The sequence below is a fragment of the Priestia sp. MDV22-iso46 genome (assembly GCF_058629175.1).
This window is the reverse complement of record NZ_JBZVWT010000001.1, coordinates 1,366,100-1,381,875: the sequence shown is the minus strand read 5'-3', so window position 1 is coordinate 1,381,875 and position 15,776 is coordinate 1,366,100. Positions and strand designations below refer to the sequence as shown.

The 15,776-nt window shown below is 37.2% G+C and carries 13 protein-coding genes; 10 read left to right on the top strand and 3 right to left on the bottom strand.

Annotated elements, in window-relative coordinates; genetic code table 11:
• Window positions 1-36: 36 nt before the first annotated feature.
• The 6 genes from AC4NPH_RS07135 to AC4NPH_RS07110 all read left to right on the top strand — a co-directional run bounded on the left by AC4NPH_RS07135 (window position 37) and on the right by AC4NPH_RS07110 (window position 9,344).
• The gene (locus tag AC4NPH_RS07135; protein WP_029324242.1) at window positions 37-2,823 is read left to right on the top strand and encodes a sigma-54-dependent transcriptional regulator; all 2,787 of its coding nucleotides are present in this window, start codon (window positions 37-39) and stop codon (window positions 2,821-2,823) included.
• A gap of 254 nt (window positions 2,824-3,077) precedes the next feature.
• Window positions 3,078-3,518, top strand: coding sequence for a mannose/fructose/sorbose PTS transporter subunit IIA (locus AC4NPH_RS07130; protein ID WP_014460796.1), 441 nt, complete (start codon window positions 3,078-3,080; stop codon window positions 3,516-3,518).
• The gene (locus AC4NPH_RS07125; RefSeq protein WP_013056296.1) at window positions 3,515-4,009 is read left to right on the top strand and encodes a PTS sugar transporter subunit IIB; all 495 of its coding nucleotides are present in this window, start codon (window positions 3,515-3,517) and stop codon (window positions 4,007-4,009) included. Before AC4NPH_RS07130 ends, AC4NPH_RS07125 begins: the two co-directional genes overlap by 4 nt.
• A 12-nt stretch (window positions 4,010-4,021) precedes the next feature.
• Window positions 4,022-4,828, top strand: coding sequence for a PTS mannose/fructose/sorbose transporter subunit IIC (locus tag AC4NPH_RS07120; RefSeq protein WP_013056297.1), 807 nt, complete (start codon window positions 4,022-4,024; stop codon window positions 4,826-4,828).
• 26 nt (window positions 4,829-4,854) lie between these two features.
• Window positions 4,855-5,682, top strand: coding sequence for a mannose/fructose/sorbose PTS transporter subunit IID (locus AC4NPH_RS07115; protein ID WP_013056298.1), 828 nt, complete (start codon window positions 4,855-4,857; stop codon window positions 5,680-5,682).
• Between the two features lie 86 nt (window positions 5,683-5,768).
• The gene (locus AC4NPH_RS07110; protein WP_150369174.1) at window positions 5,769-9,344 is read left to right on the top strand and encodes a glycoside hydrolase family 32 protein; all 3,576 of its coding nucleotides are present in this window, start codon (window positions 5,769-5,771) and stop codon (window positions 9,342-9,344) included.
• A 69-nt stretch (window positions 9,345-9,413) separates the two neighbouring features.
• Here the strand turns inward: AC4NPH_RS07110 and AC4NPH_RS07105 are convergent, their stop codons facing one another.
• From AC4NPH_RS07105 to AC4NPH_RS07095, 3 genes are read right to left on the bottom strand one after another with little or no spacing between them, the layout of a single operon-like run.
• Complete coding sequence (locus AC4NPH_RS07105; RefSeq protein ID WP_013056300.1) at window positions 9,414-10,139, bottom strand: amino acid ABC transporter permease; 726 nt, start codon at window positions 10,137-10,139, stop codon at window positions 9,414-9,416.
• A 27-nt stretch (window positions 10,140-10,166) separates the two neighbouring features.
• Window positions 10,167-10,868, bottom strand: coding sequence for an amino acid ABC transporter permease (locus tag AC4NPH_RS07100; protein ID WP_013056301.1), 702 nt, complete (start codon window positions 10,866-10,868; stop codon window positions 10,167-10,169).
• Between the two features lie 37 nt (window positions 10,869-10,905).
• The gene (locus AC4NPH_RS07095) at window positions 10,906-11,751 is read right to left on the bottom strand and encodes a transporter substrate-binding domain-containing protein (RefSeq protein ID WP_013056302.1); all 846 of its coding nucleotides are present in this window, start codon (window positions 11,749-11,751) and stop codon (window positions 10,906-10,908) included.
• Window positions 11,752-12,313: 562 nt separating this feature from the next.
• Here AC4NPH_RS07095 and AC4NPH_RS07090 point away from each other — a divergent pair.
• Genes AC4NPH_RS07090 through AC4NPH_RS07075 form a run of 4 tightly spaced genes read left to right on the top strand, consistent with a single transcriptional unit; the run spans window position 12,314 to window position 15,764 of the window.
• Window positions 12,314-13,141, top strand: a complete 828-nt coding sequence (locus tag AC4NPH_RS07090) for a MetQ/NlpA family ABC transporter substrate-binding protein (protein WP_098314623.1) — start codon at window positions 12,314-12,316, stop codon at window positions 13,139-13,141.
• Between the two features lie 56 nt (window positions 13,142-13,197).
• Window positions 13,198-14,280 carry a methionine ABC transporter ATP-binding protein gene (locus tag AC4NPH_RS07085; RefSeq protein ID WP_013056304.1) on the top strand — a complete coding sequence of 361 codons (1,083 nt, stop codon included), beginning with the start codon at window positions 13,198-13,200 and terminating at the stop codon, window positions 14,278-14,280.
• On the top strand, window positions 14,219-14,872 hold the full coding sequence (locus tag AC4NPH_RS07080; protein ID WP_013056305.1) for a methionine ABC transporter permease: 654 nt from the start codon (window positions 14,219-14,221) through the stop codon (window positions 14,870-14,872). Before AC4NPH_RS07085 ends, AC4NPH_RS07080 begins: the two co-directional genes overlap by 62 nt.
• A 40-nt stretch (window positions 14,873-14,912) precedes the next feature.
• A complete protein-coding gene (locus tag AC4NPH_RS07075) occupies window positions 14,913-15,764 on the top strand; it encodes a MetQ/NlpA family ABC transporter substrate-binding protein (RefSeq protein ID WP_013056307.1) in 852 nt (283 codons plus the stop codon).
• The last annotated feature ends 12 nt before the right edge of the window (window positions 15,765-15,776 follow it).

Genomic DNA, 15,776 nt, shown 5'->3' with positions numbered 1-15,776 from the left:
CCCAATCGTGAACTGAAAATAAAGAAGGTGCTTCTAATGAAACGAATTGATAAGGTATACAATCAGCTGTTGAGTAATTTTCAAGAGTTTACAGAAGTGGAACTTTTACATAAACAAGGAAGCTCAGCGATTGAAATTGCTGAACAGTTAGATTTAGAGAGATCTAATGTAAGTCTTGAACTTAATAAACTTGTCCGCATGCAAAAAGTAATCAAAATTAAAATGTTCCCCGTTCGCTACGTTCCGCTAGAGGTTGTCGAAACCATTTGTCGTCAAAAGTGGGATACGAATAAGATGGAAGTAGAAAAACTAGAGCAGCTATCTAATGTGGGAAAAGAAGAAGCTCTTCCTGCTAATCCTTTTGAATTAATGATTGGAGCTACAGGCAGTTTGAAAAAATCGATTTCTCAAGCAAAAGCTGCTGTTCTTTACCCGCCTAATGGATTACATATGCTGCTATTAGGTCCCACGGGATCGGGAAAATCTCTTTTTGCAAAACGAATCTATCAATTTGCCTTATATTCAGAGAGGCTAAAAACAGATGCCCCGTTCATTACCTTTAACTGCGCTGATTATTACCATAATCCTCAATTACTTCTTTCTCAGTTATTTGGTCATAAGCAAGGGAGTTTCACTGGAGCAACTGAAAGTAAAGTAGGTTTAGTAGAACAAGCAAATGAAGGGATTCTCTTTATGGATGAAGTACACCGGCTTCCTCCCGAAGGCCAAGAAATGCTTTTTTACCTCATTGATCAAGGTACGTACAATCGCCTAGGGGAAACAGATCACAAGCGAACGTCTAAGGTATTAATTATTTGTGCTACAACTGAAAATCCCGGTTCAGCCTTACTGCAAACTTTCTTAAGAAGAATTCCGATGACTATCCATATTCCCTCATTAGAAGAGAGGTCTTTAAAAGAAAAAATTCGCCTCACCACGTTTCTTTTAGAACAAGAGGCTAAACGAATTAATAAAAAGCTAAGTGTCCACATTGATGTATTAAATGCTTTAATCCACACTGAAAAATTCGGGAATGTAGGGCAGTTAAAGTCGAATGTGCAGCTCGTTTGCGCACACGGATTTTTAAATAACCTTGATAGTAAACATATGGTGGAACTTACAGTGCGAGATCTGCCTGATGATATTAAACGAGATTGGATTTCGAATAGTAAAAATATGGAGCGCAGCAAAAAAATTTCTGAATATGTAAACCTTAAAACGATTATCTCCCCGGCTATGGAGAGCCAAGAAATAAAAATGGAGGAAGACGTATCATTTAATTTATATCAGTTAATAGAAGAAAAAGTAGATGTTTTAACAAAAGAAGGTTTATCTCAAGAAGACATCAATCAGTATATTCTTACCGACATTCATTTGAATGTTCGGAGCTTTTTTAATCAAAAAAATGGCCAGAGCTCTAATTTAATGAAATTCGTAGAAGACGATGTGATTCAGCTTACAAAAGAATTAAAACAGTTGGCTGAAAAAGAATTGAACTGTAAATTTGATCGCAGGTTTATTCATTTTTTAAGTATGCATATGGAATCCTTTTTAAAGCGAAAAAAACAAGTAGACGTATTAAATACAAAGGAGATAGATGAAATTCGCGAAACATATCCAAAAGAATATGCGGTAGCACTGCTTTTTAAAAATCGAATTGAAAAGTGGTTTAACATTAGCGTGCCAGAAATAGAAGTCATTTATCTCACAATGGTTATTCAATCGATTCGAACGTTAGAAGAAAATAAACGAGTAGGGATTGTAGTTGCTGCGCATGGAAACAGCACGGCAACTTCTATGGTTGAAGTTGCTACGGAGCTTTTAGGAAGCACTCCTATTATAGCTATTGATGTGCCTTTGACGGTATCTCCGGTTGAAATTGTAGACAGGTTAATCCAAGGAATTAAGAAAGTAGATGAAGGAGAAGGCGTATTAATGCTTGTGGACATGGGCTCGCTTGCCATGTTAGAAAGCAAGTTGGAACAAAAAACAGGGACTAAAATTAAAACCATCAGCAATGTGACGACGTCTATGGTGTTAGACACCGTTAGAAAAGTAAATTATTTAGATTTAAATTTATATGCCATATTTGATTCGGTGCAAAAAGACTTTATGGAATTTATAGATAAGCAGCAGCACGTGTTTGGAAAAAAGAAAGCACTTGTTTCTATTTGTACAACAGGAAGCGGTACAGCAAAACAATTAGAAAAAATCTTAACGATTATTTCACGCAAAGTATCTCAAGAACCTATTAAAATTCTAACCGTTTCTTCTATTAAATTAGCAGCAAACATTCGAGAAATTCAAAAAGAATATGAAATTGTTGCAACAGCAGGTACTAAAAATCCAAGGATTGATGCGCCTCATGTATCATTAGAAGTCCTCATTGAAGGGCAGGGAGAGCGAATACTTCAACAGGCAATTACAAAAGAAACGATACGCTATGATGACGAGAAAACCGAAGCGAATATTGTGGTGCGCGAACTTTGCGAAGAAAACTTGCGAAAGTACCTTTTATTTATTAATCCGTACCTCATAAGTGAGATTCTGTTAGAGTGGTTAAGTCATGTACAAGATGAGTTAGAAATGGAATTAAGCAACACTGTTATGATTCGAATTGTGATGCATACAGCCTTTGCTTTAGAAAGAATGATAAAAAATGAACCTCTTACTTTTCCAGAGGATGAAGAAATCACTCATCAGTTAGAAAATATTTATCAAAAAACGGAAAAAACATTACAAGCCGTCGAAAAAAAGCTGAAACTTACCTTAACAAGAGATGAAAAATTATTTATTGCCACCATTTTTGCGGATGAAATGTAAAAATCATATTATAATTCTGAGAAACTAGTTTGATTTATATGCCACTAGTTTCTTTTTTTATCCCACTTTTTAAATAACAGAAAAACCTGTATTAAAACGCATGACGTTTTGATACAGGTTTGTTTATTTTAAGAAACCTGTATCAACAACACAGAAAAAGGTATTGAAAAATAAATGAAAGCGCTTAATACTCTTTGTTGGCACGATACTTGCAATAAATAAGTGTAGAACGTAAAAGAGAGGAGCAAGTGTACATGATTTCAGTCATTATTAGTGGACATGGTGATTTCGCGCCAGCGTTAGAGGGGTCTTCCAAAATGATATTTGGTGAAGAGAATCACGTAGTAGCCGTACCTTTTCTAAAAGGAGAGGGTATCCAAACCCTTGAAGAAAAATATAAACAGGCACTAGAGGAAATGCCCTTAGAAAATGAAGTGCTTTTTTTAGTCGATATTTTCGGAGGTACACCCTACAATGCGGCTACTCCATATATCCTTAAAAATAAAACAGCGGATATGGTATCCGGAGTTAACTTGCCTATGCTATTAGAAGTGTTAGCCATGAGGGAACACGTTACATTAAAAGAGATGCTAGGAAGATTAAAGCAAGTGAATGAAGAAAGTTTTCAAGTGTGCAGTGAACATTTGGAGAAAATCCAGCAAGCAAACCAAATCGGAGAGGATGGATTATTATGAAAATCGTTTTAGCAAGAATTGATGACCGCTTTATTCACGGGCAGGTATTAACAAGATGGATCAAAACAAATGCAGCAGATCGAATTATCATTGTTTCAGATGAGGTGGCAGCGGATGAAATGCGAAAAACGCTTATTCTTTCTGTGGCCCCTTCGAATGTAAAAGCGAGCGCTGTGTCGATTTCTAAAATGACAAAAGCATTTCACAGCCCTCGTTATCAGGATACAACAGCCATGCTGCTGTTTGAAAATCCCGCAGACATTGTCGCTCTTGTTCAAGCGGGCGTACCTATTGAGACAGTAAACGTAGGCGGCATGCGTTTTGCTAATGACCGAAAACAAATCACTAAATCTGTAAGCGTTACCGAAAAAGATATCGATGCTTTTGAGAAACTGCAGGAACTAGGCGTAAAGCTTGAGCTGCGCCAATTACCTTCAGATTCTAGTGAAAATTTTATTCAACTACTGAGAAATGAAACAAAAATCAAATAAGGAGATGAGTTTATGTCTTCCATACAAATTATTTTATTATTAGTCATTGCAGCGGTAACTGGCATCGCAAGCGTGTTGGACGAAGGGCAATCCCATCGTCCTCTCATTGCCTGCACATTAGTAGGCTTGGTGCTTGGAGATTTAAAAACCGGCATTATTTTAGGTGGAACACTGGAATTAATGGCTCTTGGATGGATGAATGTTGGATTGGCGATGGCACCTGATACGGCTATTGCTTCTGTTATTTCAACTATTTTAGTTATCACAGCTGGTCAGGGTATTGGTGAAGGCATTGCGGTAGCCATAGCTTTAGCAGCTGCAGGGCAAGTGCTCACCATTTTTGTTCGTACCATTACAGTATTTTTAATTCATCGAGCTGATAAGTATGCGGAAGAAGGAAATTTTAAAGGAATTGAAATTATGCATATTACTGCTATGGGTTTTCAAGCTCTCCGCGTTATGATTCCAACTTTAATTGTTACATTAATCAGCGTAAGCGCCGTGCAAACTTTCCTCGGAAATATTCCGGAAGTTATTACAAAAGGCCTGCAAATTGGAGGAGGAATTATCGTGGTCGTAGGATACGCCATGGTTATCAATATGATGAACATTCCTCATTTAAAGCCCTTTTTCTATATCGGGTTCTTATTGGCGGCATTTACAGGGTTTAACCTGGTAGGATTTGGAGCGCTGGGTCTTTGTTTAGCACTTCTTTATCAGCAAGTAATGCAGCAGCGAAATCAAATGCAGCCGGCAGGCGTTCCCGCAGCTACAGGGAGCGAACAAGTATATGATGATGACGATGATTTAGATGCCTAAACGGCGAACTTAAGGGAGGGATAGAGATGGAAAATGAAAAAAGATTAACGAAAAAAGATATCTTTAGCATGTTCATTCGTTCGAATTTTTTACTCGGTTCATTTAACTTTGAGCGTGTTCAAGCAATGGGCTACTGTTATGTTATGATTCCAGCAATCAAGCGCTTATATGGACCAGGAGCTCAGCGAAATGCAGCATTAAAACGTCATTTAGAATGGTTCAATACACACCCATGGATTTCCGCACCTATATTCGGCGTCACGGCAGCAATGGAAGAAGAAATGGCAAACAAAAAAGATTTTGATGAAAAAGCTATCAGCGGAATGAAAATTGGATTAATGGGCCCGCTTGCTGGTGTAGGAGACCCTATTTTCTGGGGAACGCTTCGACCAGTTCTCGCAGCCCTAGGCGCATCGCTTGCGTTAGGAGGGAATATTGCCGGGCCACTGCTGTTTTTCATCTTAATTAATGCAATTCGATTAAGTACAAAATATTATGGATTAAAATATGGCTACTTAAAAGGAACAGAAATTTTAAAAGATTTAGTAGGCAATCGAATTCAAAAACTGACAGAAGGTGCATCCATTTTAGGACTCTTCGTAATGGGAGCGTTGGTTTCGAAATGGACCACTATTAATATACCAGTGGTTGTTTCTAGGATCAAAGATGATTCTGGTAAAGTTGTGGTAAAAACCGTGCAAGACGTACTTGATAGTATTCTACCGGGGCTACTTCCTTTAGCGCTAACTTTATTAGTAGCATGGATGCTTCGAAAAGGTACAAATCCGCTGCTTATTATTTTCGGTATTTTCTTAATTGGTATAGGAGGTTATTGGATAGGCTTTTTAGGTTGATAAATAAGAGGAGTCATCTATTCTTCTAACATCTGCTGGTGAAAATGTTTTATATAACCAGTATGCAAATAAAGGAGGAAAGGAAGATGAAAAGAACCGTTAAAAAGTTATTGATGATTGGAGTCGCTTGTTCTATAAGCTTGTTTTCTGCATGCCCTGTATTAGCTGATAATACAGGGTATTATCAAGAAAAATACCGGAATCAATTTCATTTTTCTCCAGAAGCGAACTGGATGAACGATCCAAATGGAATGGTTTATTATAACGGAGAGTATCACCTTTTTTATCAGTATTATCCTTACGGTACCACTTGGGGGCCTATGCACTGGGGGCATGCGGTTAGTACAGATTTAGTGAAATGGAAACACCTGCCGATTGCTCTTTCTCCAGACGAGAACGGAGAGATCTTTTCAGGAAGTGCCGTTATCGATTGGAATAATACCGCAGGGTTTGGAAAAGAAGCAATGGTAGCTATCTTTACACACTCGGGCAATAAAGGACAAGTGCAAAGTCTAGCATACAGCACGGACAGCGGAAGAACGTGGACCAAATATGAAGGAAATCCTGTTATGCCGAATCCCCCAGTTCCTGACTGGCGCGACCCAAAAGTGTTTTGGCACGACCAAACCAAGCAGTGGGTGATGTCTTTAGCTGCTAAAGATAAAATTATGTTTTATACATCACCTGACTTGAAAAATTGGAAATACGCAAGTGAGTTTGGACCTGATGGAGGCATCCAAGCAAACGGTCAAAGTAGTGCCTACTCATATACTTTATCCGAACAAAAAGGTCAATCCTTTACTCTAGAGGGAGAAATTACGCTTGTAGAAAAGAATGGACGCGCAGGCGCAGGCGGTCTTGTTTTTCGTTCTAATAAAGACGCAACAAACGCATATACCGTCAATTTAGATGCTGAAAAGAACCTCTTAACACTTAACAAAGTAGAGAAAGGAAACGTAACAACCGTTGTTTCAAAGTCGATGAGGCTTGATACATCACAAGCATATCATGTAAAAGTAGAAGCAAACAGTCACTACTTTAAGGTATTGCTAAATGGCAAACAGGTTCTAGAAGGCAGTGATGCATCTTTTGAAAATGGTCAGTTTGGATTAACAGCATGGAATTCCACAGCTGTCTTTCGTCATGTTAAATTTACGAATCAATCTAATTTTATAACCAATCTATCTAACTGGAAACCTATTACTGGAACGTGGAATGATACTGCTGCTGGAAAACTTGGTAAATCTGACAGCGATGGATATATCATAAGTGAAGAACAGGGAGATCAGTTCATTTTCAAGTCAAATATGACATTTTTAGATGCAAATGGTTCAGGTGCACTACTCTTTCGAGCAGACGCGGAAGCCAAAAACGGATATATAGCTAGCGTGGATGCTTCTAAAGATACAGTCAAACTAGTAAAGCTTCAAAATGGCATTTCAACTGTCCTTGCCGAAACAAACGAAAAAATTGATACGAGCAAATCACATCAAGTAAAAGTAACTGCATCGGGAAATAAACTTGATTTGCATATAGACGATAACTTCACCCTTACTGCAAAAGATGAAACTTTTTCAAAAGGATTGTTTGGACTACACGTTAATCAATCTTCAGTCCAGTTTCAAGACGTTAATATAACTAAGTTTATTGATACGGATGAAAAAGAAATTAAAAATAAAAGTTTTGAAACAGGAGATCTCACCGGCTGGAAAACGATAAAGGGAAATGCATTCACAAACGATCATGTAACGGATGCAACCGCAAATTGGAGCGGTCTTTTTGAACAAAAAGGAAAGTATCATTTATGGGGTTTTTCTGATAAGCAAGATGGCGATAATGCCACTGGAGAATTACATTCGTCTTATTTTAAATTGAGCGGCTCAGGTGAAATCAATTTGTTAATGGGAGGCGGAAACGACCCCACAAACCGCTATGTCTCCTTAGTCAGAGCATCTGACGATAAAGAATTGATTCGTCAAGCGAATACAAAGTTTGCAGATGAAAAGTATCAGCCCTACGTGTGGGATGCTTCTAAGTATATAGGAGAAGTACTGTACATTAAAGCCGTTGATCAAGCTGTAGGCGGATGGGGGCATATTAATCTAGATGATGTTAATGTATTTAATACAGAAAAAATGCCGGATAAAGTAGACAGTGTAGCAAAAGAACCGGAGGAAGTTAAACAAAGGGAAGGCGGAGAGCTTTCAGATTGGAATACTGTGTCAGGAGAATGGGTGAAATCAACTCATGGAAGCAACGGAGGGATTTGGGAGTGTCCTACTTTACTTGAACTGCCGGTTGATGGAGACAGCACAAAGAAAAAATGGGTGCTGCAGGTCAGCATCAATGATGGAGCGGCAGCTGGAGGTTCAGGTATGCAGTACTTTGTTGGTGATTTTGACGGAAAAACATTTAAAAATGAAAACCCGCCAGAGGAAGTGCTTTGGACAGATTATGGTGCCGACTTTTATGCTGCTGTAGATTGGAGCGGAGTTGAAGGAGATAACGGAGAAAAGTATTGGCTAGGCTGGATGAGCAACTGGCAATATGCCAACAATACCCCAACTACTACTTGGAGAAGCTCTATGTCAATCCCAAGAAAAATAGAACTCACCAACACAGCAAAAGGGCTTCGTTTAAAACAAATACCTGTTTCAATTGATTCAATTCGCAATAAGCAAGAAAAAAAGGTGTTGAAGAATCTGATGGTTACTGAAAACAAAAATCTTCTTTCAGGCATACAGGAAAACAAATATGAAATCATTGCAGAATTCGATGTTTCAAATACAGATGCACAAGAATTTGGTTTTCAAATTCAAAAAGAAGGCAGTGAAAATACAAAAGTCAGCTATAACGTAAACAAGCAGCGATTATTTGTTGACCGAACAAACTCTGGAAGTTTTGATTTTGGTGAAAATGTGAAAGACAAACACTCTGTTTCCATGCTTCCAAAAGACGGAAAGGTTAAGCTTCATATGTTTGTAGACCAGTCATCTGTAGAAGTATTTGGTAATGACGGCACTGAAGTAATAACAGATCAGCTCTTTCCAAAGCTTTCAAGCAATAAAATAAGGCTTTATAGCAAAGGAGGAGGTGTAAAATTGAATTCTCTAAAGATGTATCCATTAAAATCTATTTGGAATAAAAGTCCTGTTGATACAAACTTATCAGGGTGGAAAAGCATTAGCGGACTATGGGCCGATACGATTAATGGAAAACAAGGACGAAGCAAAGAAGATGCCTTTGCTTTATCATCAGAAAAAGCAAAGAATTTTATATATGAGGCAAAGATAAAGGTGTTAGCCGATTCTGTTTCAAATTCTACAGGAGCAGGAGCGCTAGTATTCCGTTCGGATGAACAGGCAAATAACGCTTATGCTGCGAATGTAGATGTGCTTAATAATCAAGTAAAACTCATTGCGTTTAGAGACGGAATAGGCAAGGATCTCATTATTTACGATGATGGGGGAAAGTTGGATTTAAAGACAAATACGGATTATCGCTTGAAAGTAACGGCTGAAGGAGAACACATTCAAGTTTATCTCGATGATAAGCTTGTGATTGATGCAGTGGACCATACCTTTTCAGAAGGCTATGCGGGGTTGAATGTGTGGAATTCTACTAGTTTGTTTAATGAAGTGAAGCTTGAAATAGTGGATTAAGGGATTGTGAAAGCTGCCGTTGACTAAGGCAGCTTTCTTGATCAGTTTATAGTAATTTTTCTAGGGGGACTAAGAAGCTGAACGCACTTCTTCTCTTAATTCATAATAACTAAGCTTTTTCTCAATGACTACAAACAGCCTTTCAAAGAAAAAGCAAAGAATCCAGTAAATAAGTGAAGCGACCAGATACATTTCTAAATATCTATACCCATCATTGGCGATGACCTTAGATATCGCCATAATTTCAACTACTTTTACCGCAAAAGCAAGAGAAGTGGCTTTAATTAAACTAATAAAAATGTTTCCAAGGTTAGGAATAGCGGCTACTAAAGATTGGGGGAAGATAATTCTTTTAATAGCTTGAAAAGTAGTCATTCCTATTGAATATGCAGCTTCAAATTGACCACGGTCAATGGTTTGAATAGAAGAACGGAATACCTCTGATTGATAAGCAGAGGTATTTAATGTGTACGCAATTAAAGCATAAATTAAAGGTGAAATAGTATCCCCACCTAAGTGCCATCCTTGAGTCTCGTTTAGAAATTCTATAAAAATAGGGATTCCGTAGAAAAATACATAGAGCTGTACGAGCAATGGAGTGCCTCTCATAAATGAGACGTATATAACAGCTATTTGCTTTAGCAGTGGAATTTTATATATTCTGCATACCGCAATGAAAAGACCAAAAATACTTCCTAACGCCATTGAAATGATCGATATTGTTAGTGTTAAAGGCACACCTTTTAAGACTTCAGGAGTTTGCTCCAAAGCAAATCGCAAATCAATAATAGGCAATCATGTTCACTCCTTTACTAGTGCAGGTTATTTAGAGATGCTGACCCTGCCTTTTTTAAGATGTTTCTCTAAATAACTGACTATGATTTCAATTACGATACACATGCTCCAATAAACAAGTGAAATCGTAACATAAATTTCAAACATTCCTATTCCATAGTTGTTGCCCAAAATAAGGCGAACTTGCCCCATAATATCAATAATCCCAATGCTAAAAGCAAGTGCAGTATCTTTTAATAATGAAATCGTAGCATTTCCTAAATTAGGTAGTGCTGCTACAAACGCTTGAGGAAGGATAATTCTTCTTAAGGATTGAAAATAGTTCATGCCTATACTATACGCTGCTTCGAACTGCCCTTTATCAATCGAGAGATATGCTGAACGAATAACTTCTGATAAAGGAGCGGCAGTATGTAAGGAAAAAGCAATCACCAAGAAAGTGACGCGACTCCAGCTGTTAATGTCGATATGGACAAGGAGCAGCAGCTGAGGAAGGCCAAAGTATACAAGAAACAGCTGAACAAGCAGCGGTGTACAGCGCATAAAAGATAAATAGATGGTAGCCATTTTAGAAAGAACAGGCTTTTTTTGAATGCGTATCAGGGCAATCACGAAACCTAAAAGCAACGAAAAAAGTAGAGAAAGGCCTAACATAAATAGTGTTAAAGGAAGTTTATCTACCACTTGCCACAATAGTTTTAACCAATCATGAAAATCAGTACTAATCATATCTCACCCCGCCTTAATGATGAATTCTTATACTCATTTAATCTTGGAAATTGAAGTTTTGCTGATTAATATACTTTAAGTCTTTAAAGAAATTTACTTTAAACCATTTTTCAGCCAAGTTTTCTAGCGTCCCGTCATTTTTTAATTTGACTGTCGCTTTATCAATTTCATCAGCAAGTTTTTGATTATTTTTATTAAAGACTAACCAAGTTGGTTCTTTTGATACAATGCCTCCTACTTTTAAATTTAATTTGAGCTGTTTTTGTACTTCGTTAAATGTTGTTACGTTTAAAAAAATAGCATCCGCTTTACCTTTATCCACTAACTTTAAGTTTTCTGCCGTAGAAGGGTTATCAATGCTTTCTAATGTTAAAGGCTTAGTGGCATGTTCTTTGTTATAAGCATTCAAAATAGCGCGCAATCCACCTGTAGCAGATACGGGTGGAAACTTTTTATCTACCATATCGTCAAGTGTTTTGATATCATTCCGTGATTTTTGTGTCACTAAGGCCGTTAAAGAATAACCATATTCATGTGCAGGATAAAGAAACTTTTCTTCACGTTCAGGGTTTTTAAAGAACCAATTGATGGCGAAATCATATTTTCCCGTCGAGACACCTACCAAATTTGTTTCTTCTTCCCCAAGCGTATATTCAAATTTGTATTCCGGAAGCTTTTTTTCAAGCTGTTTTAAATAATCCATATCATATCCAATAGGCTCATTCTGGTCGTTCGTAAATAGAAAAGGCGGATTTACTTCATCACTCAAAGCAACTTTGACTACTTTTTTATCGCTATTTTCTGAGCTAGAGCTTTGAGAGCATCCTCCTAAAGCCATAATAAGTCCAATTGCAAAAGCTAAAGTAAAGTATAATTTTTTCATCGTTTTATTCCTCCCGATACTAATTTCTGTGTGACGAATAATAAAAAAGCTTTTTCGGTGCCATTGGTGATCCAGTAGGCAGTGAACTTTAGATTGCAAAACAAAAGAGGCTCTTCAAACGTTATCGATATGTTTGAAGAGCCTCTGGTTGACCAGACGGCCTGATTAATATGAAGTCTATATTAAGTTAATTATTCCTATTTGTAAAGTCGGTTTTTGGGGTAACATAAACATTTTGGTTAGGTTTTTTAGACTTTCTATCTAATGCTCGATTGAGGCACTCAAGTACAGCCAGCACAAATAAAATATGTAATCTCAAGGTTTAAAAATACTAAATTGACAGTCAAAAAGATGTTTGGTATATTTTTCAAAAGATTTAAAATTCTTATTGGAATTATCGGATTTAAAAATGTTTGTTAAACCTATAGCGGAAATAGAACAGTCGACCAGACGAATGGAGACAAAAATGACGGGGATTACCTCAGATTTTTTGTCTTTTTTAGTGGCCGCAGATTAACGCCATATGTTTAATACATCACAAATGATGGAGGTAGAGAGAGAAATGAAGAAATTTGTATGGCTTTTTGCATTATTAGCAGTGATTACTGTTGTGGGAGGGTGTGGAAATAAAGAAAAAGCATCTGGCCAAAATAGTGACAAGAAAGAAGATATAGTTCTTAAAGTGGGAGCAGCTTCCACGCCGCATGCCGAAATTTTAAAGTATGTGGAACCCGATTTGAAAAAAGGAGGTATAAAGTTGGACATTGTAAATATTAAAGACGGCATACAGACAAATGAACAAACAGCAAATGGAGAATTAGATGCCAACTATTTTCAGCATACGCCATACTTAAAGCAAACGAATAAAGACAGTGGATTAAATCTTGTCAACGTGACAAACGTTCATATTGAACCGTTTGGAGTGTATTCTAAAAAAATAAAATCAATTGATGATTTATCCAAAGGAGCAAAGGTTGCTGTTCCTAATGACCCAGTGAATTTTTCACGTGCACTAGAGCTATTCCAGACTAATGGAATCATTGAATTAAACAAGAAACCTAGTGGTAGTTCTTATACGGTTGAAGATATTTCAAAGAATAAAAAGAAGCTAGACTTTGTTGCAGTAGATGGTCCGCTCCTTGTCCGCTCTCTTGATGATGTAGAAGCTTCAGCTATCAATACGAATTACGCTCTTGAAGGCGGATTTAAACCAACTAAAGATGCGTTAATTATTGAAAAGAAAGAGTCTCCTTACGTGAATATTTTAGTGACTACGAAAGAGAAAAAAGATGATAAAAATATTCAACGTTTAGCAAAAGCACTTACGACAGACAAGGTTAAAAAGTTTATTAATGACAAATATGATGGCGCAGTCGTTCCAGCTTTCTAAGTATAGGAGTAAAAGAGAAATAGGAATGACAGTTTGAAAGAAAAGGAGGGGTTCTTTTGATAAAGTTTCAACGTGTTTCAAAAATATTTGAGAGTGGTTCAAAGAAAGTTGAAGCCCTCAAAGACATTGAATTAACGATACAAAAAGGAGACATATTTGGGGTAATTGGATTAAGCGGGGCGGGGAAGAGCACACTGCTTCGAACGATTAATCTGCTGGAGTACCCGACGTCAGGTGAAGTGATCGTAGATGGAGAAAACTTAGCAACGTTGTCTGAAACGGAGCTAAGAAAAAACAAAAAAAGAATCGGCATGATCTTTCAACACTTTAATCTATTAAATTCAAAAACAGTGTTTGAAAATATAGCAATGCCCCTTATATTAAGTGGAAAACCAAAAAAAGACATAAAGCTACGTGTAGAAGAACTTCTTCATTTTGTAGGTTTAGAAGACAAAGCTGGTGTATATCCTGATCATCTATCAGGAGGTCAAAAACAGAGAGTGGGCATTGCGCGTGCATTAGCAACGAACCCTTCTATTTTATTATGTGATGAAGCAACTTCGGCATTAGATCCGCATACAACAGAATCTATTTTGAAATTACTGAAAAGAGTTAATGAAGAATATCAAATTACGATAGTAATAATTACACACGAAATGGAAGTCATTAAGCAAATTTGTAATCGTGTCGCTGTGATGAAGGACGGGAAGATTATTGAAACAGGAAATGTATTTGATATTTTTTCAAGTCCAAGTACTGAAATTGCTAAAAATTTTGTCCAGTCGGTTGTTCGAGATGACATTCCACAAAACGTGTATGAATTAGTTCAAACTACAAATTCAAATCAGAAGATTTTTAAGATTAACTTTCTCGGCAGTAATTCGGGTCAATCTGTAATTTCAACTTTATCTAAGCGCTTTAATGTACAGGTGAATATTTTACTTGGAAATATTACAGAGTTACAGGGGATTCCATTTGGTCATTTAATTATTGAATTAATTGGCACACAAGAAGAAATAGATCGAGCTGAACTATATGCACTGCAGCAAAATATAAAAATAGAAGAGGTGGTTGAGAATGTTAGAAGTAAGCCAAGAGTTGATATTAGCGGCTTTGTGGGAAACACTGTACATGGTTAGTGCTTCCCTGCTTTTCGGGGCTTTAATTGGAATTCCTTTAGGAATTCTACTTGTTGTAACACGCAAGGGTCATATTCTTGAAAATCGAGTTATTTTTTCAATTTTAAATCCTATTGTAAATATTTTTCGTTCGATTCCGTTCATTATTTTACTTGTAGCGATCATCCCATTTACAAGGTTCATCGTCGGAACGACTATCGGTACAACGGCGGCTATTGTTCCGCTTGTTTTACATATTGGACCTTATATGGCTAGACTCGTTGAAAATTCTTTGCTTGAAGTAAATGAAGGTATTATTGAAGCAGCGCAAGCGATGGGTGCTTCTAAAACTCAAATTGTATTCCGTTTTTTAATTCCAGAGGCCTTTCCCTCTCTTATTTTAAGCTTAACAACTGTCACAATTGGGTTAATTGGAGCAACGGCAATGGCCGGTGCTATCGGAGGCGGAGGGCTTGGCGATTTAGCTATTACTTACGGCTATCAGCGCTTCAGCACGATTACTATTGTAGTCACCGTCGTGCTTCTTATCATTATTGTTCAAGGTATTCAATCTTTAGGGAACATCATAGAACGCAAGATTAGAAGAGTGTAAAAACGTATTAGAAGCAAGCTTTTTAAAAGGGGAGTTATAAATGAAAAAACCGATATTTCTGCTTCTGCTGTTGTTCATCCTCGTCATAACAGGATGTTCTAATTCCTCATCCAGTGCCAATAGTAAAGAAGCTAAAATTAAAGTAGGCATTCGAAGTTCTGAACTTAGGACGTGGGAATTTATAAAAGAGAAAGCAAAAAAACAAGGCCTGGATATAGAACTTGTGAATTTTTCTTCAGCTTACGATCCTAATCAAGCCTTAGCTGAAGGAGAAATAGATGTAAATGCGTTTCAGCACGTTGCTTATTTAGACTCATTTAATCAAAAGAACGGAACGGATATTGTGCCAATTGGAACGACCATCATTGCCCCTCTAGGTCTTTATTCTGAAAAATATAAATCATTAAAAGACATTCCAAACGGTGCTCAAATTGCTGTTCCAAATGATCCTTCCAACTGGGGAAGAGCACTAGTTTTACTGCAAGAAGCGGATTTAATTACAGTGGTCGAAGGCTTTGACGGTAACGGAGGAGAGGATAAAATTAAAAGCAACCCTAAAAATTTAAAGATTGTTCCCGTCGATTCTGCAAGCACTCCCCGCGTTATGCAAGATACGGCGGCTTCCATTATTAACAACGGTGTAGCTGTGGAAGCGGGTCTAAGTTTAAAGGACGCACTCATTCATGAAAATAAAACAGCGAAGCCCTATATTAATGTCATCGCTGCAAGAAAAAAAGATCAGGATAAAGTGTATTTAAAGAAGCTAGTAAAAGTGTATCAATCCAAAAGTACGGCTGCCTTTATTAAAAAAACATACAAAGGAAATTATATTCCGACGTTTATTAGTTTGAAAGAATTGAATACGTACAAAGACACGTATAAAACAAAATAAGTACAAAATAGG